This is a genomic window from Mesorhizobium sp. RCAM 05099, assembly GCF_059683685.1.
Window position 1 is genome coordinate 1,205,799 of the sequence record NZ_CM185035.1, and the last position, 25,162, is coordinate 1,230,960.

At 63.1% G+C, this 25,162-nt stretch carries 30 protein-coding genes; 15 read left to right on the forward strand and 15 right to left on the reverse strand.

The window, feature by feature from the left end; genetic code table 11:
- Nucleotides 1-32 precede the first annotated feature (32 nt).
- Entirely contained in the window at nt 33-1,655 is a 1,623-nt protein-coding gene (locus AC56QQ_RS05925) for a CHASE domain-containing protein (protein WP_497125901.1), read from the forward strand.
- A gap of 96 nt (nt 1,656-1,751) precedes the next feature.
- Here the strand turns inward: AC56QQ_RS05925 and AC56QQ_RS05930 are convergent, their stop codons facing one another.
- The 7 genes from AC56QQ_RS05930 to AC56QQ_RS05960 form a co-directional block, all read right to left on the reverse strand.
- The gene (locus AC56QQ_RS05930) at nt 1,752-2,000 is read right to left on the reverse strand and encodes a YMGG-like glycine zipper-containing protein (RefSeq protein ID WP_489858128.1); all 249 of its coding nucleotides are present in this window, start codon (nt 1,998-2,000) and stop codon (nt 1,752-1,754) included.
- Nucleotides 2,001-2,083: 83 nt separating this feature from the next.
- The gene (locus AC56QQ_RS05935) at nt 2,084-2,410 is read right to left on the reverse strand and encodes a hypothetical protein (RefSeq protein WP_497128889.1); all 327 of its coding nucleotides are present in this window, start codon (nt 2,408-2,410) and stop codon (nt 2,084-2,086) included.
- Between the two features lie 131 nt (nt 2,411-2,541).
- Nucleotides 2,542-2,721, reverse strand: a complete 180-nt coding sequence (locus AC56QQ_RS05940; protein WP_497125902.1) for a hypothetical protein — start codon at nt 2,719-2,721, stop codon at nt 2,542-2,544.
- Entirely contained in the window at nt 2,718-2,861 is a 144-nt protein-coding gene (locus AC56QQ_RS05945; protein WP_497125903.1) for a hypothetical protein, read from the reverse strand. The genes AC56QQ_RS05940 and AC56QQ_RS05945 overlap by 4 nt, the downstream gene beginning before the upstream one ends.
- Entirely contained in the window at nt 2,858-3,889 is a 1,032-nt protein-coding gene (locus AC56QQ_RS05950) for a sensor histidine kinase (protein WP_497125904.1), read from the reverse strand. Before AC56QQ_RS05950 ends, AC56QQ_RS05945 begins: the two co-directional genes overlap by 4 nt.
- Before the next feature lie 182 nt (nt 3,890-4,071).
- Nucleotides 4,072-4,239 (reverse strand): DUF1328 domain-containing protein, encoded by a 168-nt coding sequence (locus AC56QQ_RS05955; protein WP_091578592.1) that lies wholly within the window; start codon nt 4,237-4,239, stop codon nt 4,072-4,074.
- Nucleotides 4,240-4,459: 220 nt separating this feature from the next.
- A complete protein-coding gene (locus tag AC56QQ_RS05960) occupies nt 4,460-5,254 on the reverse strand; it encodes a response regulator (protein ID WP_489858124.1) in 795 nt (264 codons plus the stop codon).
- Nucleotides 5,255-5,479: 225 nt separating this feature from the next.
- Between AC56QQ_RS05960 and AC56QQ_RS05965 the strand changes: the two genes are divergently transcribed.
- Together AC56QQ_RS05965 and AC56QQ_RS05970 are read left to right on the forward strand one after the other, a co-directional pair.
- Nucleotides 5,480-5,683 carry a NepR family anti-sigma factor gene (locus AC56QQ_RS05965; RefSeq protein WP_091578589.1) on the forward strand — a complete coding sequence of 68 codons (204 nt, stop codon included), beginning with the start codon at nt 5,480-5,482 and terminating at the stop codon, nt 5,681-5,683.
- Between the two features lie 3 nt (nt 5,684-5,686).
- Nucleotides 5,687-6,238, forward strand: a complete 552-nt coding sequence (locus tag AC56QQ_RS05970; protein ID WP_091578588.1) for a sigma-70 family RNA polymerase sigma factor — start codon at nt 5,687-5,689, stop codon at nt 6,236-6,238.
- Between the two features lie 20 nt (nt 6,239-6,258).
- Here AC56QQ_RS05970 and AC56QQ_RS05975 read toward each other — a convergent pair whose 3' ends face one another.
- Nucleotides 6,259-6,639, reverse strand: a complete 381-nt coding sequence (locus AC56QQ_RS05975) for a response regulator (protein ID WP_497125905.1) — start codon at nt 6,637-6,639, stop codon at nt 6,259-6,261.
- Nucleotides 6,640-6,798: 159 nt separating this feature from the next.
- Between AC56QQ_RS05975 and AC56QQ_RS05980 the strand changes: the two genes are divergently transcribed.
- The 3 genes from AC56QQ_RS05980 (at nt 6,799) to AC56QQ_RS05990 (ending at nt 8,486) form a co-directional block, all read left to right on the forward strand.
- A complete protein-coding gene (locus AC56QQ_RS05980) occupies nt 6,799-7,560 on the forward strand; it encodes a Crp/Fnr family transcriptional regulator (protein ID WP_489858122.1) in 762 nt (253 codons plus the stop codon).
- Nucleotides 7,561-7,692: 132 nt separating this feature from the next.
- Nucleotides 7,693-8,019, forward strand: coding sequence for an ElaB/YgaM/YqjD family protein (locus AC56QQ_RS05985; RefSeq protein ID WP_489858121.1), 327 nt, complete (start codon nt 7,693-7,695; stop codon nt 8,017-8,019).
- Nucleotides 8,020-8,027: 8 nt separating this feature from the next.
- On the forward strand, nt 8,028-8,486 hold the full coding sequence (locus tag AC56QQ_RS05990) for a hypothetical protein (protein WP_497125906.1): 459 nt from the start codon (nt 8,028-8,030) through the stop codon (nt 8,484-8,486).
- 70 nt (nt 8,487-8,556) lie between these two features.
- On the opposite strand, the gene AC56QQ_RS05995 is transcribed toward AC56QQ_RS05990, so the two are convergent.
- Nucleotides 8,557-10,089, reverse strand: coding sequence for a sensor histidine kinase (locus AC56QQ_RS05995; RefSeq protein WP_497125907.1), 1,533 nt, complete (start codon nt 10,087-10,089; stop codon nt 8,557-8,559).
- 160 nt (nt 10,090-10,249) lie between these two features.
- Between AC56QQ_RS05995 and AC56QQ_RS06000 the strand changes: the two genes are divergently transcribed.
- Complete coding sequence (locus AC56QQ_RS06000) at nt 10,250-10,423, forward strand: hypothetical protein (protein WP_489858118.1); 174 nt, start codon at nt 10,250-10,252, stop codon at nt 10,421-10,423.
- 29 nt (nt 10,424-10,452) lie between these two features.
- Here the strand turns inward: AC56QQ_RS06000 and AC56QQ_RS06005 are convergent, their stop codons facing one another.
- Nucleotides 10,453-11,373: a diacylglycerol/lipid kinase family protein gene (locus tag AC56QQ_RS06005; RefSeq protein WP_497125908.1), complete on the reverse strand. Its 921-nt coding sequence runs from the start codon at nt 11,371-11,373 to the stop codon at nt 10,453-10,455.
- A 209-nt stretch (nt 11,374-11,582) separates the two neighbouring features.
- Between AC56QQ_RS06005 and AC56QQ_RS06010 the strand changes: the two genes are divergently transcribed.
- On the forward strand, nt 11,583-12,884 hold the full coding sequence (locus AC56QQ_RS06010) for a PRC-barrel domain-containing protein (protein ID WP_497125909.1): 1,302 nt from the start codon (nt 11,583-11,585) through the stop codon (nt 12,882-12,884).
- Nucleotides 12,885-12,992: 108 nt separating this feature from the next.
- On the opposite strand, the gene AC56QQ_RS06015 is transcribed toward AC56QQ_RS06010, so the two are convergent.
- Nucleotides 12,993-14,561: an alkaline phosphatase family protein gene (locus AC56QQ_RS06015; protein WP_497125910.1), complete on the reverse strand. Its 1,569-nt coding sequence runs from the start codon at nt 14,559-14,561 to the stop codon at nt 12,993-12,995.
- Between the two features lie 228 nt (nt 14,562-14,789).
- On the opposite strand from AC56QQ_RS06015, the gene AC56QQ_RS06020 reads away from it, so the two are divergent.
- The 5 genes from AC56QQ_RS06020 to AC56QQ_RS06040 all read left to right on the forward strand — a co-directional run bounded on the left by AC56QQ_RS06020 (nt 14,790) and on the right by AC56QQ_RS06040 (nt 18,743).
- A complete protein-coding gene (locus AC56QQ_RS06020; RefSeq protein ID WP_489858114.1) occupies nt 14,790-15,722 on the forward strand; it encodes a VOC family protein in 933 nt (310 codons plus the stop codon).
- 4 nt (nt 15,723-15,726) lie between these two features.
- Nucleotides 15,727-16,347, forward strand: coding sequence for an alpha/beta hydrolase (locus AC56QQ_RS06025; RefSeq protein ID WP_489858113.1), 621 nt, complete (start codon nt 15,727-15,729; stop codon nt 16,345-16,347).
- A 2-nt stretch (nt 16,348-16,349) separates the two neighbouring features.
- A complete protein-coding gene (locus AC56QQ_RS06030) occupies nt 16,350-16,649 on the forward strand; it encodes a GNAT family N-acetyltransferase (protein WP_256752599.1) in 300 nt (99 codons plus the stop codon).
- A 147-nt stretch (nt 16,650-16,796) separates the two neighbouring features.
- Nucleotides 16,797-17,855, forward strand: a complete 1,059-nt coding sequence (locus tag AC56QQ_RS06035; protein ID WP_497125911.1) for a dipeptidase — start codon at nt 16,797-16,799, stop codon at nt 17,853-17,855.
- Nucleotides 17,856-18,047: 192 nt separating this feature from the next.
- Nucleotides 18,048-18,743 carry an outer membrane protein gene (locus AC56QQ_RS06040; protein ID WP_497125912.1) on the forward strand — a complete coding sequence of 232 codons (696 nt, stop codon included), beginning with the start codon at nt 18,048-18,050 and terminating at the stop codon, nt 18,741-18,743.
- Nucleotides 18,744-18,782: 39 nt separating this feature from the next.
- Here the strand turns inward: AC56QQ_RS06040 and AC56QQ_RS06045 are convergent, their stop codons facing one another.
- From AC56QQ_RS06045 to AC56QQ_RS06060, 4 genes are read right to left on the reverse strand one after another with little or no spacing between them, the layout of a single operon-like run.
- On the reverse strand, nt 18,783-19,058 hold the full coding sequence (locus AC56QQ_RS06045; RefSeq protein ID WP_497125913.1) for a hypothetical protein: 276 nt from the start codon (nt 19,056-19,058) through the stop codon (nt 18,783-18,785).
- Nucleotides 19,059-19,060: 2 nt separating this feature from the next.
- Nucleotides 19,061-20,320 (reverse strand): aminomethyl transferase family protein, encoded by a 1,260-nt coding sequence (locus AC56QQ_RS06050; protein WP_497125914.1) that lies wholly within the window; start codon nt 20,318-20,320, stop codon nt 19,061-19,063.
- A gap of 3 nt (nt 20,321-20,323) precedes the next feature.
- Nucleotides 20,324-21,889: a phytoene desaturase family protein gene (locus tag AC56QQ_RS06055; RefSeq protein ID WP_497125915.1), complete on the reverse strand. Its 1,566-nt coding sequence runs from the start codon at nt 21,887-21,889 to the stop codon at nt 20,324-20,326.
- Nucleotides 21,876-23,495, reverse strand: a complete 1,620-nt coding sequence (locus AC56QQ_RS06060; protein WP_497125916.1) for a phytoene desaturase family protein — start codon at nt 23,493-23,495, stop codon at nt 21,876-21,878. The genes AC56QQ_RS06055 and AC56QQ_RS06060 overlap by 14 nt, the downstream gene beginning before the upstream one ends.
- Before the next feature lie 120 nt (nt 23,496-23,615).
- Between AC56QQ_RS06060 and AC56QQ_RS06065 the strand changes: the two genes are divergently transcribed.
- Together AC56QQ_RS06065 and betI are read left to right on the forward strand one after the other, a co-directional pair.
- Nucleotides 23,616-24,410, forward strand: coding sequence for a class I SAM-dependent methyltransferase (locus AC56QQ_RS06065; RefSeq protein ID WP_497125917.1), 795 nt, complete (start codon nt 23,616-23,618; stop codon nt 24,408-24,410).
- Between the two features lie 6 nt (nt 24,411-24,416).
- Nucleotides 24,417-25,130: a transcriptional regulator BetI gene (gene betI / locus AC56QQ_RS06070; protein ID WP_497125918.1), complete on the forward strand. Its 714-nt coding sequence runs from the start codon at nt 24,417-24,419 to the stop codon at nt 25,128-25,130.
- The last annotated feature ends 32 nt before the right edge of the window (nt 25,131-25,162 follow it).

Consider the following 25,162-nt stretch of genomic DNA (forward strand, 5'->3'; position numbering starts at 1 on the left):
GGTCCGATATTGCTCAGGGACCGCGTCATCCGTTGAAGAAGCTTTTCCCAATCGTCGCGTTCATCGCCGTTGCGCTGATCAGCATGACGATGGCGGGGTTTGCCTATTTCGCGACGCAGGAGGCCGCCCGCATCAAGTTCGAAGCGGCGGCCGACGACGCACTCAACCGGATCGAGAGCCGAATTGACCTGCACCTGTCACTGCTGCGTTCGACGCAGGCCCTGTTCGACGCCCGCAACGGCGACATCTCGCAGAACGAGTTCAAGGCGTTCTTCAACGCGCTGGATGTCGACAACAATTTTGCCGGCTTGCGTGGCATCGGCTTTCTCAGACTCGTCAAGGCGGGCGACGAGGCGGCGATCGAACGCGACATGCTGCACGACCATGGCGTCAGCCATCCGGTCTATCCGGACACGACCCAGCCCTGGCGCGCACCCATCGTGCTTTTCGAGCCGCTTGATCCGTCCAACCAGACCAGTATCGGCTACGACATGTTCACCGAACCGGTGCGGCGCGAAGCGATCGAAAAGGCAATGTCCGACGATCAGCAGCACGCCAGCGGGCTGGTGCAACTGGGCCAGGGTACGGGCGCCGCACAGACCTTCACCGGCTTCCTGGTTTTCGTGCGGCTCAATGTCGAAACCGCACCCGATGTCATCAATGCGTCGAGATCCTCCACTGCCGGCTTTCTCTACGCGGCGTTTCGGGCCCGTGACCTGTTCCAGATCGCGCTCAGCCGCTCGCCGCTGCTGCCGGTCAACACCGAAATCTATGACGGCGCGGCGGATGGCGACAAGCTCTTGTTCCGCTCGGAGACGCCGCCGGCTTCCTCCTTCGGCGACAGATTGCTCGTCACCCGCAAGATCGTGGTGGCCGGCCGGCCGTGGACCGTCCTGTTCCGGCCGACAAGCGCCTTCTCGCAGCCGTCGTCGCGTGCCATTCCGGTGATGCTGGGACTGTTCGGCCTGCTGCTGGCGGGCGCCATCGCGCTGGTGGCGCGCTATCAGGAGCGAGCCTATGAGGCGGCCTCGCGCCTGCACGAAACGACAGAAAAGAGCCTGATCGAAAAAGACCTCATGCTGCAGGAGATGAAGCATCGCATCAAGAATTCGATCACCCGGGTGCTGGCGATCGCGCGCCAGACGGCTTCGCGGGCCACAGACGTCAACGAGTTTTCATCATCCTTCTCGGCCAGGCTGCAGGCGATGGCGGCGTCCCAGGACATGCTGACGCGCTCGCGCTGGCAGAAGGCCGATCTCGGCGATCTGCTGCGCATCGAACTTGGTCAGGTGTTCGGCAAGGAACTGCCCGAAGGGCTGTTGTCGGGGCCGGAGGTGCTGCTCGACGAAACCACGACGCAGGCGCTCGGCCTCACGTTCCACGAACTGGCGACGAATGCGTTGAAATATGGCGAAGCCGGCAATTCGGTTGGCGCGCTCAAGGTCGACTGGTCACTCGAAGGGCGCGGAAGCGAGAGGGTTCTTGCTCTCAACTGGCGGGAAACCGGGCACAAGAAACTCGAAGCGCCGGCCAATACCGGCTTCGGCACCAAGCTGATCGACCTGAACGTTACGCGCGAGCTGCGCGGCACGATCAAGCGCGATTTTCAAGCCAATGGGCTGAACGTGGAAATAAGAATTCCACTAACGGGTTGAAACCTGTTAGCCGGCATTGACGACTATGGCGTCCGGCCGTGAAAACCCGGAGACGGCAAGGCCGGTCTCCGGGTCGACGTTTCGATGATCGCTGAACTAGTTGCAGCGGGCTCGGTAGGTTCCCCTGCCGTCGCGGTAGCGATACACGCAATAGCCATTGCGCAGGTTGCGCACCAGCAGACCGGACCCGGCACCGACAGCCGCTCCGATCAGCGCGCCCTTGCCGCCGCCGACCAGGCCGCCGACACCGGCGCCGATCAAGCCGCCGCCAACCACGTCCTGCTCGGTCGTGGTGCAGCCGCTGAGAGCGGCCACCGCAACCATGGCAATAATCATCTTCCGCATAGAGTCACTCCTCACTTTGTGTCCTCACTTTAGCAAGTGCCAGCCGCCATTTAGCACGAAATATCGGCCTTTGCTGCTGGAATTTATTGTTGGCGAAGATAGTCTTTTTCTGGGCGCGCTCCGTTCGACGCCATCACCAGGTCGGAAATTGCCAGAGAAGCGTCGAGCGTGCCGTCCGGACGCACGTTCCAGACGATCTGATCGTAGTCGTCTTCCAGCGCCGGATCGACGGCAAGGCATTTGGCGATGATGCGCTCAGCCTGCCCTTGCACGTCGCCCATGGCGAACGGCCGCTCGGCGACGCATTGGTCGGCTGTTGCGAAAACGCTTACAGGCACCGGCAATTCGTGGCACTCGGCCATCGTGTTCGAGCAACCGATGACCAGCAACAATGCAGCGATGTGTTCCATGGCGACATGTCCTCTCGCCATAGTAACGGTCCATGGTCGCCAAAGTTCCTGTGCCATCGGGCTGTCCAGCGAATTAAGAGGTGCGCCGGGCCGTGGGCGCCGCCGCCACCGCAGGGTGGCGGATTGGACCTTCAGTAGGCCAGCGGGAGAAGGATGACCGCGACGATCACCGCGGCCAGAACCAAAGCGACAAGGCGCAGCGAGACGGGAGGAGCAGGAGCTAGCGGCGGCGCGGATGCTTCAGGGTCCTGAAACTCGCCCATCGAAACACGAGCGGCCTGCTCCAGTCTGTTCATGTCGCCAACCGTCAAGGCATTCCTCCCACACCATCATGCAAGTCCTGCTGCGGCAATGTTCGGCGACGCTGCAGGTTCCAGCGGTCTCTGGGAAAAACAGCATCTGCTTTCATGGTGAACAGCCGGTTAACCAACTGGCGAGCGCCGACGCTCATTCCGTCTCGAAATTGCCGTGCGGAACGACAAGGCGGTATTCGAGGCGGCCCGGCTCTATCTCAAGGGTCGCCGTTCCGTTCAGGGACGCGGGCACGACACGCTCGAGCGCGACGCTGCCGAAGCGCTTCTGGTTGCGCTCGGTGTCGTTGGCTCCTATCGCTTCGGCCCATGTCAACGCCAGCGCGGTGCCGCCGGCCGCGGCCGTCAGATCGGCCGTCACTTCGACGAAGCCGTTCGCCCGCGACAGGGCGCCATAGCTGACCGAATTGACGGCGAGCTCATGCATGGCAAGGCCGATATGGAGAGCGGCGTTGGGGTTGAGATAGGGATTTGCCCCGCGGAAGCGCAGGCCGTGCGACGGATCCACCCCGTTCCGGCCGACTTGGCCCGACACCAGTTCGTGAAGTGCCGCGCCTCGCCAGTTGGAGGAGGTTACCAGATCCTGGGACGAGGCCAGCGATTGCAGCCGGCCGCGAAAGCGTGTCAGGAAATCAGTGATGCCGTCGGAGTAGCGCCCGGTCTGGGTGGCTATGCTCTGAATGATCGCCAACAGGTTCTTCGAACGATGACTGACTTCGCGCAACAGCGTCGTCAGGGTCTGCTCACGGCGTTTCTGCTCGGTTGTTTCGACCATGGTGGTGACGACACCTTGCACCGAGCCGCCATCGCCGTGGTCGGCGTCGACCCACACTTGAAACCAGCGAAAGCCGTCTTCGGCGGGAACACTGATTTCGAGGCGTTGCGGGTTGCCGGATGCGATGACATCGCGCTTGGCGGCGCCGATGCGATCGGCCTGCGCCGCCGGCAAGGCGCCGCTGCCGTCTGCGGTTTCGGAAACCCAGGGCGCGCGCATGTTGCGCGCCCATACCGTTTTCATCTCGCGATCCTGATAGAGAACGGAAATGGCGGCATTGTGCAGCGCGTGGAGCAGAGCCCGGCCAAGCTGCATGCCAGTCTCGGCGGGATGCAGGGCGATGACGTCATTGCCCTGCGCGTCGTCCTTCACGTCTCCGGTCTTGGAATGCATCGGTCAACCTGTCCACCCAGTCAGGCTGAACGGCTCACCGTCAAATGGGTTCCCAAAAGAGGTTTCCCGAAAACCCGCCCGCAAAAAGCAGTCCGCCGAGCGGTGCCCTTTGCAGGATACCGCCCGGCGGTGGCTGGAAGCCGTTTGAGGGGTGCGGCTTCCAGTGTTCGGTCGCCCTCTCGTTATGACGCCCGCTTGAACAGGCCGGCGAGAAGCGAGATGATCAGGAAGGCGAGAAAGATGAAGAACAGTATCTGGGCTATACCGGCCGACGTGCCGGCGATGCCGCCGAAACCAAGCGCGCCGGCGATGATCGCCACGACGAGAAATACGAGCGCCCAGTAGAGCATGATCCATCTCCTTCGAATGGTGCGATAAAAACGTGGATAGATGCGGTTTGTTCCACCATTTGCCGAAAAAGACGACCCCCGAGGAGCCGTCGCGCCGAGATAAAGATCATACGCGGGTTCGCACGACCACACCGCCACCCGCTGCCTGGCTTCGGCTGCGTGGCTCGCTGTTACGGGTGGCCGGCAAACGGGGGCGTTGCGGCGGGCAACGCCCTGCGCGCTATGCGGCGGCTTTCGCCTGGCGATCGAAGAAAAGCGCCTGGCTGATCAGCGCCTTGACCATATCGGGATTGAACGGCTTGGTGACCAGGAAGGCCGGTTCTGGGCGCTCACCGGTCAAGAGACGCTCGGGGAACGCGGTGATGAAGATGACCGGGACCGATGTCGACGACAGGATTTCGTTCACGGCCTCGATGCCCGAACTGCCGTCGGCAAGCTGGATGTCGGCCAGCACCATCTTTGGCCGCATCTTGCCGAACATCGTCACCGCCTCGGCATGGGTGCGCGCCGTGCCGACGACGCGATGGCCGAGGCTCTCGACCATCTCTTCTATGTCCATGGCGATCAGCGGTTCATCCTCGATGATCAGCACGTCGGTTGCCACCTGACGGGAAATCTCGTTGCTTGCCTGGGCAAGCAGCTCAGAAAACTCCTGGTCGCCGACATCGAGGATCTCGGCTGCCTCGTCCTCCGTGAAACCCTCGACGGCCACCAGCAGGAAGGCCTGGCGGGGCCGCGGCGCGAGCGCATTCAGATTGGCAGCGGCGCGCTGTTCCCATGCCGATTGCGCCTGCTCCTGCGGAACGCGAATGGCCACCGATGTAAAAAGCTTGGCGAAAACCTTGTATAACGCGATGCGGTCGTTCGATGCCTCGGGAAAAATGTCGACATCGGCGATGATGGCTTCGAGCATCGCGGCGACCAGCGCGTCACCACTCTCCTGCGATCCGGAAACAGCCCGCGAGAAGCGGCGCAGAAACGGCAGGTTTGGTGCGATGGTGGCGGATAAGCTCATGGTAAGACGTCTCCCTCAGAATGACGTGATTGCATAGGTTGCAGGTCAAGCTGATTGCAAGCCCCGAGCAAACAACGCGGATTGCGCGAGAAAGTTCCGGCCTTGCATGGAACTAATGCGCCGGGACGGCGTTTGAGGTCGGGATGGGCGACCAGACGATGATGCCGCTGGCGTTGTGTTGAGTAATGATATGAGCGGCTTGGGTGCTGGGAATACAAGGGCGAAATGAAGGATATGACGAAAGATATTCTGGCTGGCGTCGCGGGCAGGCGCCGGGATGGTTCCGGCGACCCACTTGGGCCGAACTCCGAAATCGGACGCAAACTCAAACAATACTACGACGAGCTGGTCTCCGACGATGTGCCGGATCGCTTTGCCCAGTTGCTCAGCCAACTGGAACAGGCCGAACCCGCACAGAAGAAGGACTGAGGCATGGCAGCGGTCTCCCAAGGCTTCAAGACCGATCTGCTTGGGGCAATCCCGAGCCTGCGCGCCTTTGCCGTCTCGCTGGCGCAGAATGCCGACAAGGCCGACGACCTAGTCCAGGAAACGCTGGTCAAGGCCTGGGACAAGCATGAGAGCTTCCAGCCCGGCACCAATATCAAGGCATGGCTTTTCACCATCCTGCGCAATGAATTCTATTCGCAGATGCGCAAGCGCGGACGCGAGGTGCAGGACAGTGATGGCATCATGACGGCCAGGCTCGCCGTTCATCCGGCCCAGCACGGTCAACTCGACCTGAAGGATTTTCGCGGCGCCCTCGAACAATTGCCGGAAGACCAGCGCGAAGCCATCATCCTCATCGGAGCGTCGGGCTTCTCCTACGAGGAGGCGGCCGAGATCTGCGGTTGCGCTGTCGGGACGATCAAGAGCCGTGTCAGCCGGGCTCGCACGCGATTGCAGGAGATCCTGAAGATCTCCGGCGAGGATGAGTATGGTCCGGATGCGATTTCGGCCCAGGTAACGGGATCGCCGGCTCACTGAGCTGGGAGGCGGATCAGGTTTCAATCAGCGGAGCTTAGCCTGCAGGCGGTCGCGACCGCTTGCACGAGGTCTTCACCCGAATAGGGCTTGCCGACCAGCCTGACGCCCGGAAAGGATGCCTTGATCTCATCGGCATCCGAATAGCCCGAAGCAAACACGAACGGGACGCCCGCCGCGCGCAGCCCTGAGGCGAAATCGAGTGTCGAGGTGCCGCCCACCATGAGGTCGACGATGGCCGCGTCGAATTGCGTGGCGACCTGCCGGTCATCGATCTCGGCCAGATCGCGGGCGATCACCACCTCGCCCGCGCCATGGTCGCGGCAAAGCTGCTCGACATCCATGGCGATGAGAAATTCATCCTCCAGGACCAGAATCCGCAATCCGTCAAGCAAAGGGGGCACAGGCAAGGACTCCTTGAAACACACGGAGTCATGATCGTTATTCGGCGAGCTGTCATTTAAAAAAGACATGTGGTCGAGAGCGGAACCTCGATCCTTGCAACGCGTTTGAAACTCAGCCCTTCTCTGTTCCAAAGAGCGGGCTTTCGAAGAGGGGTCGAAATGTCGGGCCAGAACGGTCGCGCTGTCTCCAGCCGCCAGTATCCTTGCGAGAAATGCCCGTTGCGGCCATTGCCGGTTTTCCGCGAGTTCGAAAAACAGGAACTGGCCTTCATCAGCACATTCAAGAAGGGCGAACTCTCCGTCGACAAGGGTGCCACGGTGCTGGTGGAGGGCAGCCATAGCGCCCATCTCTACACCGTGCTCTCCGGCTGGGCGTTCCGCTACAAGCTGTTGCGGGATGGTCGCCGCCAGATCCTCAACTATCTCATGCCCGGCGATCTGATCGGCCTGCAAGGCAGCGTGATGGGCGAGATGCAGCATTCCGTCGAAGCCCTGTCGCCGATGCTGCTTTGCGTTTTCGAACGCGAGCATCTCCACGAGCTTTACCGCAATCACCCCGGGCTGGCCTACGACATCACCTGGATCGCATCGCGCGAGGAGCGCATGCTGGACGAGAACCTGCTCAGCATCGGTCGCCGCAGCGCGATCGAGCGTGCCGCCTATCTCATCGCCTTCATCAGCAGTCGGGCCAAGGTCGTCGGGCTGAACGGCAAGCAATCCATTCAGATACCGGTCACCCAGCAACACATCGCCGATACGCTTGGCCTGTCGCTGGTTCACACCAACAAGACGATCCGCAAGCTGATGGATCGCAAGCTGGTCGTCTGGCGTGACGGCGGTTGCGAGGTCATCGACAATGAAGGGCTCAAGAGGCTCGCCGGCTGGGACGGGCTGGGCGAGGTGCGCCGGCCGCTGATCTGACGAAGCACCCTTTTTTGCCAAGGGGTTGGCGCATCAGGTGCGCGCGCTCGCGTTTTCAGCTACTTTGTCCTGGTCTCGGAACCTTGAGACGTGCGGTGCGTTTGAAATCAAGCAATCACAAGGAGTTAAGCAATGGCAGCTACCGCAGGGAAGACCGCAAGCGAAGGCCAGGCGAGTGCGGATCTCGAAGCCGATATCAGGCAGTTGAAGGCAGATATCGAAAAGCTCACCAAGCAACTGGCCAAGACCAGCGAGCACGGTTATGGCACTGCCCGGCGCGCGGCCACCGAAGGGGTCGAGCAGTTGCGTGCCCAGGGCGAAGCCGCGTTTGACAGCCTGCGCAGCAACGCCAAGGATATCGAAGCACAGATGATGGCAAGCGTGCGCGAAAAGCCGGTAACGTCACTGGCAATCGCCGCCGGCGTCGGCTTCCTCTTCGCGCTTCTCGCTCGTCGCTAGTCCCGCCGATGGGACTGCTGGTATCCCTGATCTCGGGTTTCGCCTCGGGTGAAACCGCAGCCGCCATGCGCCGTGCGCGCACGGCGGCCCTCATCTATGTGCTGGCCACGCTGGCAGCGCTCTGCGGTCTCGGCTTTCTGGTCGGCGCGGCCTATATCTGGGCGGCGGCCCGCTACGGATCGCTGGCGACGGCGCTTGGCTTCGGCGCCGGCTTTCTGATCATCGCCGGGCTGATCCTGTTGATCCATCAGTTGATGTCTGGCGCCCGCGCCCGCCGCGAGGCGAGACGACGCAACGCCGACATGAAGATGATCGGCATCACGGCCGCGCTCGCCGTGCTGCCGGCGCTGCTCAAGGGAAAAGCCGGTCTCGGCCTCATTCTGGGGCCGGCGGCGGCGCTCGTGGCCTACGCCATCTACCGCGAAAACGTGAAACCCGATGATCCGGATGACGGCGAACGGAGATAAAGCCACCAGCTTCTTCGTTGACCACGATCTTTCCCGAAAGCCGGTTTCCACTTTTCGGGATGAAGGTCTGTCATTTCGACAGATCTTCCAACGGCATGGATATTTCGGCAAATACGCCTTCCGGCCGGAACTCATGCGTCACTTCGCTCGAGATGACCTTGGCAAGGCTGCGGCGGATCAGGATCGAGCCGAAGCCGTGTCGCTCGGGCGGGGCAACCTCAGGGCCCCCGCTTTCGCGCCACGTCAGCACAAGGCGTCTGTCCCCCTTCCTGCCTTGCGTCTTCCAGTTTAGATCAACCTTGCCGGACGCCACCGACAGCGAGCCATATTGCAGCGCATTGCTGGCCAGTTCATGCAGGATCAGGCCAAGTCCGACGGCCTGGTCGGGCGACAGCAACAGGTCGGCGCCGGAGATCGTCATGCGCGGCTGCTCGGCGGTGTCGAAAGGCTTCACCTCGATCTGGACGAGTTCGCGGATGCCGATGCCGCGCCACTCGCGGTCGGACAAGAGGTTGTGGGCGATGCCGAGGGCCTGAAGCCGGCCGCTGAAGGCCTCGAGGAACTCCTTCGGTTGGCGGGCATGGCGCACGGTCTGCGTCGCCAGCGCCTGGACGGTCGCCAGCGTGTTCTTGACGCGGTGGTTGAGCTCACGCAGCAGCAGCCGTTGTCGCTCGTCGCCAAGCTTGCGCTCGGTGATGTCATAGTTGACGCCGAAAATCAGCGTCGGCTTGCCGTCGCCATCGCGCTCGATGACACGGCCGCGCGTGGCGAGCCACCGCGGCGGATGAAAGCCCTTCACCCGGTATTCGCCGAAATAATCGTCGCTGCCGCTCAAGGCATCGCGAAAGCGTGTTTCGGTCTGGTAGACGTCGCGAGGATCGATGGCGGTGAGGATGTCGCGCGCCCGCAGCCGGTTCGAGCGCGGCAGGTTGAACAGCTCCGGCAGCAAGGTGTCGCATTCGATGACGTCGCCGCGGATATCCCATGCCCAGCTGGCCAACGACGCCGCATCGAGCGCGATGGCGCGCCGTTTCTCCTCGCGCGCCAGCGCCGCCTCGGCGATGGCGCCACTGCGGGTCGCGTCCTTCAAGGTGAACAGGCTGCTTGCAAGGCCGGCGAGCGCCTTCAACTGGTCCAACTTCGCGCGGGATGGAAAGGCATGCGGCTTGCGGTCGAGCACGCACAGCGTGCCGATCCGGACGCCGGCCACGATCATCGGCGCGCCCGCGTAGAAGCGGACATGGTGCTTGCCGGTGACCAGCGGGTTGGCCTTGAAACGTGGGTCGATCGTTGCATCCGCCACCACCATGGGCTCGTCGCCAGCGGCGATCGCATGGGCGCAGAAGGAGATGTTGGTCGCGGTTTCAGTCTCGTCCAGGCCGATGCAAGACTTGAACCACTGCCGTCCTACGTCGACGAGCGTGACCAGAGCGACAGGTGCCCGCATCACCGCGGCGGCAAGGCTGCCTATGCGGTCGAAATCCGGGTCGGCCGCCGTGTCCAGCATCTGCAGCCCGTGCAACACGGCCAGCCGGTCCTCGTCCTTTACCGCGCGTGCAACTTCGGCCGGCAAACCCGGCGCTGTCTGCGTCCTGCTATTCACCCAAGTCCCCAATGCCCCGTCGTGGTGTTCGCCGCCGCCTCGCGGGTCCGCCAGCCCCGAGCCGCCCGCTGGCCCGGAACCATCGTAGCGAGGAACCGTTACCCGACCATGTTGTTTTGCCGGACGCGCCAGCTGGCGCGAAACGATGCGAGGGCCAGCCATGACCAAGATCATTCCTGAGGACAAAGCCCGTCAGGGACGTTGGGGCCGACACGGCCTGCGCATTCTGATCGCGGCGTTGCTGCTGGCCTTCGTCGCTTGGGGCGGCGCCGAGATTTATGGCGAGTTGATCAAGAAGGACACGACCCAGCAGGGCAATGCTCCCAGCAACTAGGGTATCGGCCGCGATGGGTTCGGATCGCATCAGGCAGCCTTTGCCTCGGCGACGCTGGCCGGCACCAGGACATTCAATGCTCCAGGCTGGATCTCGATCGTCGTCTCACGGTCAAGCTTGACCAGTTCACCGTCCATGACGGCGCGGAATTTCCTGATGCCTGAATGGATTTTCAGGACTGTTCGGTCAGCCTGATGGATTTCGACATGCTCGTTGTCGCGCCACTTGCCGCGCGCCACGTTGAAGACGAATTTGACCAGTTCGGCGCGCTGCCGCGCCACCGTGACATAGACGCCAAGCACGCCACCCGCCGGGTTGTCGGCGTAAGGCAAGTGGCCTTCGCCGAACAGATTGTTGGTGACGCCGATGCCGGTTATGCGGGCCGTCATCTCGGCTTCGCCGATGCGGAGCGTCACGTTCATCGCCGGTGGATTGTTGATCGTCGCCCAGGCTGCCTTGGCCGAAGCGCGGATCTTTCCGAGACGCGAACCGAATTCCATTCCCTGGCGCAGTTGCACCATCCTGGCATGCATGCCGATCGAGAACTGGTGGACGAAGGGCCGGCCGTTGGCCGTGGCCATGTCGACCGCGATGATCTCGCCATCGGCAAAAGATTTCAGCGCGGCATCGAGGGATTGCGGAATGCCGAGCCCGCGCGCGAACAGGTTCATGGTGCCGGCCGGCAATATGGCAAGCGCCTTCTTCTTGCCCATCAGCCGGGCGGCTGCCGCGGAAATGGTTCCGTCTCCGCCACCGGCCAGCACGACATCTACGGAACGGCGCGAAGCAGCATTGTCGAGCGCTTCGACCACGTCCTTGCCGGTAACAATATCAATGGCGAGGGAGTGGCCCGCCGTCTCCAGGGTCTGATGCATCCTGTCGGAGAAAGCGGCAAGGTCGGTGGTGCGCAAGGTGCCGCCGTCCCGGTTCAGCACCGCTGCAAATTTCATGCCCCGCTCCGCTTTGTCAGCCCAATTCGGGCCGGGACGCGCCCAGCCGCAGGCTGAAACGCGGCAAAGGAGGAAAAGTTCCGAGGCGGCCCTGCAATTCGGCGGCGTGTATTTCGGCCGGCGCTCAACTGCCGCGCGTTCTCGTCGCGAAACCGGCAGCGTTTTTGTCGGAACAACAGCATGGTCACGACGTTGTGAACTCGTACAAGATGCCGCGTCCGATAGCGCTGGTCGCGACCGGGGCCCATGCGCAGAACGCGACCACTCCGGCGCCGGCGCAGACCCCTGCCGTTCAGGAGCCGGCCGCTGCTCCAGTAACGCGCGCCGAAGGCAGCATCGTCACCAACATCATCGGCGAATCCGTCTACAATGGCACCGGCGATGACGCTGAGGACATCGGCAAGGTCAGCGACGTCGTCTTCGATAAGGATGGTATGGCGAAATCCGTCGTCATCGGTGTCGGCGGCTTTCTGGGTGTGGGAGCGAAGAATGTCGCTTTCGACTATGACAAGTTGCAGTGGGCCGAGAAGAACGGCGACCGCTGGCTGGTTGCCCGGACGACCAAGGATGAGTTGACGGCGCAGCCCGAGTTCGACAGCAAGCCGTACGGCCCGGCGCCAGCGCCCGCGGCGTCGACTGATGCAACGGCTCCGACGGCGCCAGCGACAACGGACACCGCACAGAAGCCCGTCGACATGAATGCCGCCACGGCCGAGCCCGTCAAGCGTGCGGATGGCAATCTGGCCACCAACATCATCGGCGAAACCGTCTACAACGGCGCAGGCGATGACGCGCAGAATATCGGCAGCGTCAACGACATCGTGCTGACGAGGGAAGGCAAGGCGCAATCGCTGGTCATAGGGGTCGGCGGCTTCCTTGGCCTCGGCGCCAAGAACGTCGCCTATGATTTCGACAAAGCTCAGTGGGCCGAGAAAAAAGGTGACCGTTGGCTGGTGGCACAGACCACCAAGGAAGAATTGCAGGCGCAGCCGGACTTCAACCGCAAGGCCTATGATCCGGTGCCGGCAACGACGGCGTCCAATGAGCCTGCAGCAACCGCACCGGCTGCTGCACCCTTGGACACCACGGGTCCCGCCGGCAAGACGGCTGAGGCTCCGGCTGCCCCTGATGCCTCGGCTCCCGACCAGACGCAGACGGCAGCGATCGACAAGTCGACCTTGACCGAGATGCCTGTTGGTGAGATTCGCGGCGATGACCTGAAGGGCACGACTGTCTATGGCGCCAATGACGCCAAGGTCGGCGAGATCGGTGATGTCGTACTGACGCCCGACAAGAAGACCGATGCGGTGATCGTCGATGTCGGCGGATTCCTCGGCATCGGCGAGAAGGAGGTCGCGGTCGGCATGGACAACCTCAAATTCATGACCGACAAGGAGGGCAACAAGTACCTCTATACGACCTTCACCAAGGAGCAGCTGGAGGCTCAGGCCGCCTACGACAAGGGCAGCTATGCGCAGGAGCGCGACCAGCAGCGCTTGATCGTTCGGTAGGCAGTAGGCAGTAGGCAGTAGGCAGTAGGCAGTAGGCAGTAGGCAGTAGGCAGTAGGCAGTAGGCAGTAGGCAGTAGGCAGTAGGGTAACCCTCTAGCTGCCTACTGCCTAAATCCCTATTGCCTTACTGACATAGCCGGCAACCCCATGTTCGGTCAGTTCGGTGAGCGCCAGCGACTGGTCGAGATGTTCGGCCCGCCAGGCCAGCAGCCGCTCGGCGAATTCCAGCCGCACGGCGAGATGCGCGGGGTCGGCGGCGAGATTGTTCAGTTCACCCGCGTCTCTTTCCAGATCGAACAGCAGCGGCGGCAGGCCGCCGCCGAAATGCACATATTTGAACTTTTCGGTGCGCACGACGGCGAGGTTGCACTGGCGTGATGCGATGCCGAAATGCCGCTCGGCCTCGCCGTCGGCGACCGAGCGGAAGTCGAACTCCCAATGCGCGGCGTCGCGCCAGCCTTCCGGTTTCTCACCCTCGATGAACGGCTTCAGCGAGCGTCCGTCGAGGTGCGGCGCAGGATCCTCGCCGAGCAGGTCGAGCAGTGTCGGCACTATGTCCACCGCTTCGGTGAAGCGATCGATGCTGGCGCCGCCGGTATTGCCGTGGCGCGGGTCGCGGACGATCAGCGGAATGTGGTAGCTGCCGTCGAAATAACCGCCCTTGCCGAGCATGAAATGGTCGCCCATCATCTCGGCATGGTCGGAGGTCAGCACGATGATGGTGTCGTCCCACGCGCCAGCGGCCTTGACCACTTGCCAGATGCGGCCGAGCTGCGCGTCCATTTCGGAGATCATGCCGTAATAGATCGCGCGGATGCGGCGAAAGTCGTCGTCGCTCCAATCATGCACCTTGCCCGCGACACCAGGCCGGAACTTCGCACGCTTCTGCAGGCCGAGGTCATAGGCGAGATAGGGATGGCTCTTCGCCTCTGCCTGCCAACTTGCCGCGCGCCGGAAGGCGGGACCGTCGGCGGGATCATAAAGGGTGTTGTATGGCTCAGGCACGATGAAGGGCGGGTGCGGGCTGATGAAGGAAAGATGGGCGAACCACGGTGCAGCCCGCTCCTGCTCGCCGAGCCAGCGAGAGAATTCGCCGGTCAGAAAAGCGGCCGGGGTCTCGTCCCCGGAATAGACGGGCGGTGAGTTGCTGATCCTATCGTCGGCCTTGCCGCCGTCGTTCACCGGGCGATGGATGTCGGGAGATCCAGCGCTGGTATCGATGCCCCGCTGCTTCAGCCAGGACAGCCACTGCTTCTGATGCTCGGGGAGCAACTGGCGCACCGTGAATCCAGGCAGCACGCCTTCATAGCTTTGCAGCCGAGGGTCGCCCGGCGCCAGCAGGCGCGGGTCGAGCGACACATCGGTGTAGCCGAACAGCGTCGGATCATAGCCGAGGCTCCGGGCATGCAGCGCGATGTTGCCGTGGCGGGCATCGAGCGGCGTGCCGTTGCGGCAGACGCGGTTGTTCATCTGGTAGAGGCCGGTGTAGAGGCAGGCGCGGGCCGGCGAGCAGGGCGCGGCGCCACCATAGTGCCGCCTGAACAGCACACCCTCGGCGGCCAGCGCGTCGGCATTCGGCGTCTTCACAACCGGATGGCCGGCGACCGACAGGCAATCGCCGCGCCACTGGTCGCATGTGATCAGGAGAACATTCGGGCGCCTGCCATTTCCAGTCACTCGCGATACCTTTATCCCTGCATGGTCGAACGCCGCTCATGGAACCGAATTCTAGCGCCGGCGCAAGCCTGGACCTGTTAGTCGAATGGTGAACAAATTCATGCTGACTGTTCACTTTCTGAGCACAGTCCATTCTGTGTTTGCCGCCTTTGCCGCAAGCTGTCGCGTTCTCATATTGGCGTTGACAGCGGCGAGGGCCGCACAAGCACCAAGGGAAGGAGCAAGACAATGCTCGACCAGATCAAGGGCCTGCATCACGTGACCTCAATGGCCAGGGATGCGCGCCAGAACAACGAATTCTTCACCAGAAAACTCGGCCAGCGCCGGGTCAAAAAGACGGTCAATTTCGACGCGCCCGACGTCTACCACCTCTACTATGGCGACGAGGCCGGCACGCCGGGTTCGGTGATGACGTATTTTCCGTTTCCGAACATCGGCAAGGGCCGTCATGGCGTCGGCGAAGTCGGCACCACGGTCTACTCCGTGCCTGAAGGCACGCTGGCCTATTGGGAAAAGCGTTTCGCCGATGAAGGCGTCACCGGCCTGTCGCGCGGAGAGGCGTTCGGCGAGCAGCGCCTGGCCTTTGCCGGTCCCGACGGCGATGGCTTCGCGCTGGTCGAGGACAAGGCCGACAGCAGAGTGCCGTGGGCCAAGGGCGGCATTCCCGCCGACGAGGCGATCCGCGGCTTTCATTCCGTGTCGCTCCGGCTGAAGGACGGCGGCGCCACGGAAGAGCTGCTGAAGTTCATGGGCTACCAGGAGGTCGACAAGTCAGGCAATGTCAGGCGGCTGGCGGTGAAGAACGGCAACGGCGCCGATATCGTCGACATCGAATCGCTGCCGGGTGCGGCCTTCGCCGGTCTCGGCGCCGGCTCCGTCCACCATGTCGCCTTCGCCGTCGAGAACCGCGCCAAGCAGCTCGAAGTGCGCAAGGCGTTGATGGACACCGGCTACCAGGTGACGCCGGTGATCGATCGCGATTATTTCTGGGCGATCTATTTCCGCACGCCGGGCGGCGTGCTGTTCGAGGTCGCCACCAACGAGCCGGGTTTCGACCGCGATGAGGATACCGCTCATCTCGGCGAGGCGCTGAAACTGCCGACGCAGCACCAGCATCTGCGGCCCTACCTCGAGCAGCATCTGCAGAAGCTGGAAGGCTGAAGCCATGAGCAAGGACGCTTACATCCACAAGCTGCTGCCCGGTTCGCCGGGCGGTCCGCTGCTCTTCGTCTTCCATGGCACCGGGGCCGACGAGAACCAGCTTCTGTCGCTGGGGCGCGATCTCGCGCCCCAAGCCACCATCATCTCGCCGCGCGGCGATGTTTCCGAACATGGCGCCGCGCGCTTCTTCCGCCGCACCGGCGAGGGCGTCTACGACATGGGCGATCTGGCGCGGGCGACGGACAAGATGGCGGGCTTCGTCAAGGCGCATGTCGAGGCGGCGAAGCCGTCGGCGGTGCTGGGCCTTGGCTATTCCAACGGCGCCAACGTCCTGGCCTCGGTGGTGTTTGCCGCGCCATTGCTGTTCGACGCCACGGTGCTGATGCATCCGCTGATCCCGTTCGAGCCGCAGGTCAAGGGCAGCCTCGCCGGCCGCCATATCCTGGTGACCGCCGGCAAGCGCGATCCGATCTGCCCGCCGAACCTGACCACGCGGCTCGAAGCCTATTTGCGTGCCGACGGCGCCGATGTCACAGTGGAGTGGCATGAAGGCGGGCACGAGGTGCGGCCAAACGAGATCGAAGCGGCACGGCGGCTTTTTGCCGGTGCCACCCAAGGAGTGTAGCGATGCCGGATCAACTGCCCGAGGTCGAACTGGAGGATCGCGGTTCCAAGGGTCGCTACGTCCTGCGCGGGCCCAATGGCGCCGAGGCCGAGATGACCTTCACCAAGATCGGCGAGCACCAGATCATCATCGACCATACCGAAGTGCCGGACGCATTTCGTGGCCAGGGTGCCGGGCTTCGGCTCGTCACCCGCGCCGTCGAGGATGCACGTGCGGCGGGCAAGAAGATCATCCCGCTCTGCCCGTTCGCCAACGCCCAGTTCCGACGTCACCCGGAATGGGCCGACGTGCTGAAGCAATAGGGATCGGCCGGAATTTGTCCGACAGGAAACGGCACGACAAGTGACTGTCATCATGCCGGCATGGCTTTGTCATTTGCGCGGCTCGCGCATCTTGCCTAAGTAGGTATGATAGATCGCAGCGCCGACAAACGAACCGAATGATCCCCCATGACCGAATCCGACCTCGTTCCCGTCTTCGACGGCCACAACGATACGTTGCTCAGGCTCTATCAGTCGAAGGACACGGACGCCGAAAAGCTGTTCATTGAGGGGAAATCGGGCGGCCATATCGACCTGCCGCGCGCCAAGGCCGGGGGCTTTGCCGGCGGCATGTTCGCCATCTTTCCGCCACCTGTCGAGAAAACCAGGCGCAGTGCCGTGCCCTTGGCGCCGAGCGACACCGAGCCGTTGCCACCCGAGGTTCCGCGCGCCGATGCGCTCAACTCGACGATCGCGATGGCCTCCATCCTGTTCAGGCTGGAACGGGCCGGTGCGCTGACCGTCTGCCGCAGCGCCGGCGATGTGCGCGACGCGATGGCGCAAGGGTCGATCGCGGCGGTGTTCCACATCGAGGGGGTCGAGGCGATCGATCCCGAACTCACCATGCTCGACGTGCTGCATGCCGCCGGCCTGCGCTCGCTCGGCATCGTCTGGAGCCGGCCGAACGCTTTCGGCCATGGCGTGCCGTTCCGCTTTCCGTCCTCGCCCGACACCGGACCAGGCCTGACCGATGCCGGCAAGGCACTGGTCAAGGCCTGCAACCAGCTAAAGATCATGATCGACCTCTCGCATCTCAACGAAAAGGGTTTCCGCGATGTCGCCGCGCTCAGCGATGCGCCGCTGGTGGCTACCCATTCGAACGTGCATGCGATCTGCGGTCATTCGCGCAATCTCACCGACTGGCAGCTCGGTGCGATCCGCGAGACCGGCGGCATGGTCGGGCTGAACTTCGCCACCGGCTTCCTGCGCGAGGACGGCCGCATGAATGCCGACACCAGCCTCGACATCATGGTGCGTCATGTCGATTCGCTGCTGCAGGCGCTGGGTGAAGACGGCGTCGGCCTCGGCTCGGATTTCGACGGCGCCATGATCCCGGCTGTCATCGGCGACGTCGCCGGCCTGCCGAAGCTCATCGACGCATTGGCGGCGCGCGGTTTTGGCCGCGCGCTGATCGAGAAGATCGCCTACCGCAACTGGTTGAGCATGCTGGAAAGAACGATCGGCTAGGGTCGCCGGTCCGGCCTTTTTCGCCCGGACCGATCGGCGGCCGTCAAGGCAGTCTTTCTAAGCACTGCGCTGGTTCGCTGAGTCAATCTCTTGCCAAACCTTGTGGCACTGAAGCAACACTGGGTTGCATTCCGGTCATTGGCAAGAGGTTACCAGTTCACAATCCTATCAAGCGCATCTAGGATTTTGCAATTGCTGGGGGCTCTGACGATGAAATCGGTTCTTTTCGCAACTGCGGTTCTGCTGGCCGCAAGTGGCAGCGCTTTTGCGGCGGACGCAGTGAGCGAACTTCCCGTCGCATCGACCTACAACTGGTCCGGTGCCTATGTCGGCCTGACAGCGGGCTACGGCTGGGGCGACAGCAAGTTCAATGACGGTGTTGATTCGGATCCATTCGATATCAAAGGCTTCATTGGCGGTATAACGGTTGGCTACAATTACCAGTTTCATCAGAACTGGGTCGCGGGCGTCGAAGCTGACTTGTCCTATTCCGCCATCAAGGGAAGTTTCGGACCCGGCAACCTGGGGCAGCCCGACGGTAGCAGCTGGAACTGCGGCTCCGGTGCTTGTGTCACCAAGGTCGAATGGTTTTCGACGGTGCGAGGCAGGATCGGCTACGCACTCGACAACGTGCTCATCTATGGCACTGGCGGTCTGGCTTTTGGCCGAGTCAAGTCGGGCATCGACAACTCTTCCAGCTACCAGGCAAGCAGCACCAACGTAGGATGGTCCGCGGGCGGCGGCGTCGAGTACGCATTCAATCAGAATTGGACTGCCAAGGCAGAGTACCTGCATGTCGATCTGGGATGGACGGCCGTTTCAAACGGCTTCTTCAAGTCGGATGCCAAGTTTGACGCCGTCCGTATCGGTCTGAACTACAAGTTCTGACCGCTGAGGGCGTCCCGCCGGCAACGGTTTTCAGGTCTACTATTCGAAGCCCATGCGCTTCAGCCAGTCCCTGCCGACGCCGCGATCGCGGATGATCGGCAGCGGATTTTCCGAATCGAGCCGCGCGCAGATGCGATAGACTTCGAGCGTTTCGGCGCTCATCTCGCCGCGCTTGTAAAAGAACATGGCGGCGGCATAGCGCGTGCGGCCAGACCATTTCTCGCCGAGCGGGGTGTTGACCAGCTCCCACTGTTCGCCGGCTTCGCCATCTTCTTGCTGCCCATCTTCCTGCTGCTTGTCGGCTTCCTCGGCCATGATCAGAAATCCGCCGGCGGATTGGCGGTGCGGCGCTCAAGCCTGATGAAGGGTCGCGCCACCACCTTGGCCCGCTTCATCAGCTTCTGATATTGCAGCTCGCGCATGGCGTAGATCTCGACCCAGAGGTCCTCGACAATGGTATCACCATACGGCCGCTCCAGCGAGGCGATGGCGATGTTGCGCTTGGCCATCGGTGACCACATGGCGGCGCTGACCAGACCGACCTCCTGGCTTTTCTTGTAGTAGACGATGGCGTGTTCGGCCGGGATATTGCCTTCGATCTCCAGCCCAACCAGCACGTGGCGCAGCTTGCGTCTGGCGCGAGCCTCGAGGATGGCGCGGCGGCCGTTGAAATGGCCTTTCTCCGGATCGATCATGAAGCCGAGACCGATTTCGTCAGGCATGCGCAGGCGGTCGGCGCGGATGGCGTGCTCGGCGGTGGTGAAGTCGGCATTGGCGACGATCAGCCCGGCTTCGAGCCGGGCGCGGTTGAGCGCGGTGTAGCCGATGGCGCGGATGCCGCGCAGTTCGCCCGCAATCATCAGCCGGTCCCACAGGCTCAGCGCCTTGTCGGCCGAAACGAACAGTTCGTAGCCGAGATCGCCGGTGAAGCCGGTGCGTGAAATGGTGACGGTGCCACCGTCATGCGGGAAATCGGCGAGGTCGAATATTCTGAGCTTCTCGACGGCGACGAAACCGGCATCCCGCAGCACGGCGAAGGATGTCGGCCCTTGCAGGGCGAGTCCGGCGACGGCCTCGGTTTCCTCTTCGACCGTCACATCGAAGCCAATGGCGCTGTCGAGGAGCCAGGGCAGATGCCGTTCCTGCGAGCACAGCCGGAAGCGTGTCGGCGAAAGCCGGAACAGCGTGCCGTCGTCGAGGACGAAACCCTCGTCGTCGCACCACGCCGTATAGTGGACTCGGCCGGGCTTGAGCTTGGTGACATCGCGCAAGGTGACACGGTTGAGCAAGGCCTCGGCGTCCGGCCCCTCGATGCGGTATTTGGTCATCGGCGAAATGTCGAACAGGCCGGCCTGGCTGCGGATGGCGAAGTATTCGAGTTCCTCGTCCCAGAGCGAATGCGGCGCGCGGTAGCCGGCCCAATTGTACCAGTCCTGGGTCTTGGCCAGCGCGTCGATGCGCGGCTGGAATGGTGTGCCGAGACGCAAGGTGCGGAAATGGGATTGCGCTGCGACGCGGGCGGAAACGGCTGCGTCGGCTGTCTTTGCAATGGACTTCTTTTTGGTTGCCTGAGCCATGGCTTACCCCTTCATCGCGATGATGCGTCGCGCGGCGTTGAGGCCAGGTGCACCGGAAACACCGCCGCCCGGATGCGAGCCGGCCCCGGCAAGAAACAACCCTTCGATCGGTGTGTCATAGCCGGACCAACCGGAGACCGGCCGCGAGATCAGCATCTGGTCGGCCTGCAATTCGCCATGGTGCCAGTGGCCTCCCGGCATGCGGTAACGCGTCTCGATATCGGCCGGCGTCAGCAACTCGGCATGGACAACGCTCTTGCCGAGGCCGGGTGCATAGGCTTCGAGCTGCGCCATGACCGCCTGGAGGAATTTCGGCTTGCCGGCGTCCCAGCCTTCCTTCAACGCGTAGGGCGCGTATTGCACCACCGCCGACAACACGCAGGCGCCGCTCGGCGCAAGCGACGGGTCGGCAAGACTGGGCAGCGTGATCTCCATCACCGGTTCGGGCGAGAACTCACCGTATTTGCATGGGTTGAAAGCGCGCTCGACGTGATCGGGCGAGGGGGCGATGACCAGCCGGCCCCTGTGGCCGGCGGCATCGACGCCAGTGAATTGCGGTGGCCGGTCGAGCGCCAGATTGAGCTTGGCCGCATCGCCCTTCATGCGGATGTTCTTCACCTTGCGCATGAACCCGGTGTCGATCTCGCGCGGCCCGACAAGGTCGAGGAAGGTAGTCGCCGGATTGATTGCCGAGACGATGGTCCTGGCGCGCAGCACTTCGCCATTGTCGAGCGCGACGCCGACGGCGCGGCTTTTCTCGATGATGATCTTTGCCACCGGAGCCGATGCGTGGATCACCACGCCGGCGTTTTCCGCCGCGGCACGAATGGCGGCGACGACCGCACCCATGCCGCCTTGCGGCAGTGCCTCCGCTCCGGCCGCACCGGCGGTCTCGCCGGCCAGGCGATGGTAGAGGCCGAGCAGCGAGGTCGGCGAGCGCGGGCCGAGATGGCTGCCAAGCGTCGCATCGAAGGCGAGCAGGCCTTTCAGCCTGACATCGGCAAGCTGCTCGTCGAGCAAGTCGGCAACGTTCATCAACAGCACGCGCAGGAAGTCGCGCATGTCTTCCTTGCCGAGTTTCTTCAGCGCCAGCGCGGTCTGGCCGAGTGAAGCAGACTCGAGCAGCGACATGCCGGCGAGATCGGGCGGACGGCGGGACAGGAAAGGTTTCAATATGCCGGCATAGCGCAGCAATTGCGCGCGCAATTGCTTCCAGGCCGATTGCTCGGACGCGCTGGCGCCGGTCAGCACCTCGCCATAGGCGCCATGCAGGACAAGCGGCGGGCCGTCCTTCGACAGCGCAACCGACGGCAGGAAGTCGGCGCGGGTGAACCGCAGTCCGTATTTCTCCAGCTCCAGCGTCTTCACCATTTCGGGGTGCAGCCGGTTCAGCAGATGGGCGACTGAGGAGACGCGAAAGCCCGGCGCGAATTCTTCGGTGCGCGCGGCGCCGCCGACTTCGCCACCGGCTTCCAGAACCAGCACCTTGCGGCCGGCTTTGGCCAGCGTGGCAGCAGTGACGAGACCGTTGTGGCCGCCGCCGATGACGATGGCATCAAATGACGTCATGGGCCGGGCTCATATGCGAGGTGGACTTGGCGAGGTCGCGCAGGATCTCGGCGGCGGCATTGCGGCCGGGCGCACCCATGACGCCGCCGCCGGGATGGGTCGAGGAGCCGCACATATAGAGGCCACCGACCGGTGAACGATATTGTGCGTAGCCCGGCACAGGGCGGTTGAACAGAAGCTGGTCGAAGGTCAGTTCACCCTGAAAGATGTTGCCTTCGGTGAGGCCGACCTCGGCCTCAATCTCGCGTGGCGTGCGCACTTCCATATGGACGATGCGGTCGCGGAAGCCCGGTGAGTATTCGGCGATCTGCGCGATCACGCTTTCGGCGAAGCCGTCGCGGTCGGCATCGGTCCACTCGCGGCCGTTCACCTTTGGCGGCGCGTATTGCACGAAGCAGCTCATGAAGTGTTTGCCAGGCGGCGCCATGGTCGGGTCGAGCGTCGTCGGGATGACCATGTCGAGGAACGGATCGGCCGACCAGCGCCCGGCTTTCCAATCGTCATAGGCGCGCTCCATGCGCTCCATCGAATCGGTGAAATGCATGTCGCCGCGATAGACCGGCGAATCCTTCGGTAGCGCCGGGAATTCCGGCAGCGAATCGAGCGCGATGTTGACCTTGCCGGACGAGCCGCGGATCTTGAAGTTCCTGACCCGGCGCAGGAAGATGTCGGGCAGTTCCTTTTCCTCGACCAGCTTCAGGAAGGTGCGCTTCACGTCGGCATTGGAGACGACGAGCTTGCCACGGATCTCCTCGCCGCCGGCCAGCACCACGCCCCTGGCCTTGCCCCTGCCGACCAGCACATGGTCGACCTCGGCGCCTGTGCGGATGGTTCCGCCCGACGCCTTGAAGGACGCGGCCAGCGCCTTGGTCACCGCGCCCATGCCGCCGCGCGCATAGCCCCAGGCGCCGACCGAGCCATCGACCTCGCCCATGTAGTGGTGCAGCAGCACGTAGGCGGTGCCGGGTGACATCGGCCCGAGCGCGGTGCCGATGATGCCTGACAAAGCGAAGTTCGCCTTGATCACGTCGGTCTCGAAATACTCGTCGAGGAATTCCGAGATCGACATGGTCCAGAAGCGTAGCGTCAGCGCCATCTCCTGCGCCGACAGTCCGGCGAATTTCTTGCCAAGATAGAGAAGCTCGCCGAGGTCGCGCGGCCGCAAGCTGGTCGGGTCGGGAGCGGTGCGCATCAGGAGAGGCTGGATGAAGCGGCACTGCCGCGTCACGTCGCGGGCGTAGCGGTCATAGGCTTCGGCATCGCGCTTGGAAAAGCGGGCGAATTCGCGCCGGTGCGCATCGTGATCGCGGTAGTTGGCGAGGTAGTCGCCGTCGCGCGTGAACACCGCGCCGCCCTCATAGGCGATGACCTGCAGGCCGAAGCGCGGCAATTCAAGGTCGCGCATGATCTCGGGGCGGAACAACGAACAGACATAGGAGCAGTTGGAGTAGAGGAAGCCGGGCGTCAGTTCCCTGCTGGTGGCGGCGCCGCCGACCCAGTCGTTCTTCTCGACGACCAGCACATCGAGCCCGGCGCGCTGCAGATAGCAGGCGTTGACCAGGCCGTTATGTCCGCCGCCGATGATGATCGCATCCCAAGCTTTCATTCTGGCTCGCTCATTCTATCCGCCGCCACTTCATTTTTGCGTGATCTGATTTCCCGGGTATGCGCTACGCTTTGCCGGCATTCGACAATGCGCAATTCGGCGATTGGGGACCGAGGGCCGATGATCGAAACGGCAGATGCCGAGCCGGAGTATGACGACACCGCTATCCGCTTCCTCGAAGCGCTGTGGGGCGATGGTTATTTGTCGCCGGGCGGGCCGGACGAGGTCGACCGGGTGCTTGAAGGGCTTTCGCTCGAGGGCAAGACGATCCTCGACATCGGCTGTGGATCCGGCGGCATCACCCTGCATCTGGTCGAACGCCATGGCGCTGCCCACGTCACTGGCTTCGATGTCGAACAGCCTGTGATCGAGACAGCGAGGCAGCGCGCCGCCGTGCGTGGGCTCACGGATCGCACCAGTTTCATCCAGGCGGCGCCCGGACCCCTGCCTTTCGCCGACCACGCCTTCGATGCCGTCTTCTCCAAGGATGCGCTGTTGCACGTGCCTGACAAGGACGCGCTGTTCGCCGAGATCTTCCGGGTGCTGAAGCCGGGCGGCGTTTTCGCTGCCTCCAACTGGATGATCTCGCATGACGGCGAACCGTCGCCTGACATGAAGGCCTATGTCGCCGCCGAAGGCCTGTCCTTCGCCATGGCGTCACCGGCACGCTACGCGCAGGCGATGCGCCGGGCGGGCTTTGCCGACGTCACGGTCAGGGATCGCAATCCGTGGTATCGCGACGTCGCGCGCGGCGAACTGGAAAGGCTGAAGGGACCGCTCTACCCAACGGTCGCGGCCGCGGTTGGCGCGGCCTATGTCGACAAGAACATACGAACCTGGGAAGCCATGCAGAAGGTGCTTGACAGTGGCGAGCACCGTCCCACTCATCTTCGCGGTCGAAAGCCGGTTGGATAGCTGGCGATGCTGGAGACCATCAGACCCATGAAGACAGCAGAGGTCAGGCAAGCCCGCCTCGAACCGGCGCGGAAAAACGAATCCGAAAAGCGTGGCCGCAAGGCCTCGAAGGAGGTCAGGCAGCTTCAGCTCATCGAGGCGACGATCGATTCGCTGGCCAAGCGTGGCTATTCGGAGACGACGATGGCCGATGTCGCCGACGGCGCGGGTCTGTCGCGCGGTATCGTCAACTTTCATTTCGAGAGCAAGGAAAAGCTGCTCATCGCGACCTTGCAGCATATGTATGACGAGTACTCGGCGCACTGGCGCAATGCCCTGCAAAAGGCAGGCGATGATCCCGCCCATCAGCTTCACGCGCTGGTCTCTGCCGATTTCGACCGGTCGATCTGCAACAAGCGCAAGCTGGCAGCCTGGTGCGCCTTCTGGGGCGAGGCCAAGTCGCGGCCGACCTACCAGGCGCTGAGCAGCGCGCGAGATGCCGTCTATCAGACCATCTTCATCGACCTGTGCGCGACGCTCAAGCAGAGCGGCGGCTACGCCTATGAACCGCAAGTCATGGCGCTGGTGCTCAGCGCCATGCTGGAAGGTTTGTGGCTGCGATTGATGATGGGGACCGAAGACACGACCCGCGAGACCGCCTTGCAGGCGGCGAACGAATTCCTGGCGGCGGCATTCCCGAAACACTATCCGTCGAAGGCCGCCGGCGCGGCGGAGCCATAACAAAATCAGAACAAGACAGAGGATGGAACAGC

Coding starts and splice junctions, on each gene's coding strand:
- betI (WP_497125918.1), top strand. CDS start 24,417: ATGCTGGAGACCATCAGACCCATGAAGACAGCAGAGGTCAGGCAAGCC.
- AC56QQ_RS05985 (WP_489858121.1), top strand. CDS start 7,693: ATGGCAGCTACCGCAGGGAAGACCGCAAGCGAAGGCCAGGCGAGTGCG.
- AC56QQ_RS05990 (WP_497125906.1), top strand. CDS start 8,028: ATGGGACTGCTGGTATCCCTGATCTCGGGTTTCGCCTCGGGTGAAACC.
- AC56QQ_RS05935 (WP_497128889.1), bottom strand. CDS start 2,410: ATGGAACACATCGCTGCATTGTTGCTGGTCATCGGTTGCTCGAACACG.
- AC56QQ_RS06045 (WP_497125913.1), bottom strand. CDS start 19,058: ATGGCCGAGGAAGCCGACAAGCAGCAGGAAGATGGGCAGCAAGAAGAT.
- AC56QQ_RS06000 (WP_489858118.1), top strand. CDS start 10,250: ATGACCAAGATCATTCCTGAGGACAAAGCCCGTCAGGGACGTTGGGGC.
- AC56QQ_RS06020 (WP_489858114.1), top strand. CDS start 14,790: ATGCTCGACCAGATCAAGGGCCTGCATCACGTGACCTCAATGGCCAGG.
- AC56QQ_RS05930 (WP_489858128.1), bottom strand. CDS start 2,000: ATGCGGAAGATGATTATTGCCATGGTTGCGGTGGCCGCTCTCAGCGGC.
- AC56QQ_RS06005 (WP_497125908.1), bottom strand. CDS start 11,373: ATGAAATTTGCAGCGGTGCTGAACCGGGACGGCGGCACCTTGCGCACC.
- AC56QQ_RS05955 (WP_091578592.1), bottom strand. CDS start 4,239: ATGCTCTACTGGGCGCTCGTATTTCTCGTCGTGGCGATCATCGCCGGC.
- AC56QQ_RS06010 (WP_497125909.1), top strand. CDS start 11,583: ATGCCGCGTCCGATAGCGCTGGTCGCGACCGGGGCCCATGCGCAGAAC.
- AC56QQ_RS06035 (WP_497125911.1), top strand. CDS start 16,797: ATGACCGAATCCGACCTCGTTCCCGTCTTCGACGGCCACAACGATACG.
- AC56QQ_RS05960 (WP_489858124.1), bottom strand. CDS start 5,254: ATGAGCTTATCCGCCACCATCGCACCAAACCTGCCGTTTCTGCGCCGC.
- AC56QQ_RS06060 (WP_497125916.1), bottom strand. CDS start 23,495: ATGAAAGCTTGGGATGCGATCATCATCGGCGGCGGACATAACGGCCTG.
- AC56QQ_RS06025 (WP_489858113.1), top strand. CDS start 15,727: ATGAGCAAGGACGCTTACATCCACAAGCTGCTGCCCGGTTCGCCGGGC.
- AC56QQ_RS05965 (WP_091578589.1), top strand. CDS start 5,480: ATGAAGGATATGACGAAAGATATTCTGGCTGGCGTCGCGGGCAGGCGC.
- AC56QQ_RS06050 (WP_497125914.1), bottom strand. CDS start 20,320: ATGGCTCAGGCAACCAAAAAGAAGTCCATTGCAAAGACAGCCGACGCA.
- AC56QQ_RS05950 (WP_497125904.1), bottom strand. CDS start 3,889: ATGCATTCCAAGACCGGAGACGTGAAGGACGACGCGCAGGGCAATGAC.
- AC56QQ_RS05945 (WP_497125903.1), bottom strand. CDS start 2,861: ATGAGCGTCGGCGCTCGCCAGTTGGTTAACCGGCTGTTCACCATGAAA.
- AC56QQ_RS05980 (WP_489858122.1), top strand. CDS start 6,799: ATGTCGGGCCAGAACGGTCGCGCTGTCTCCAGCCGCCAGTATCCTTGC.
- AC56QQ_RS06030 (WP_256752599.1), top strand. CDS start 16,350: ATGCCGGATCAACTGCCCGAGGTCGAACTGGAGGATCGCGGTTCCAAG.
- AC56QQ_RS05970 (WP_091578588.1), top strand. CDS start 5,687: ATGGCAGCGGTCTCCCAAGGCTTCAAGACCGATCTGCTTGGGGCAATC.
- AC56QQ_RS06055 (WP_497125915.1), bottom strand. CDS start 21,889: ATGACGTCATTTGATGCCATCGTCATCGGCGGCGGCCACAACGGTCTC.
- AC56QQ_RS06065 (WP_497125917.1), top strand. CDS start 23,616: ATGATCGAAACGGCAGATGCCGAGCCGGAGTATGACGACACCGCTATC.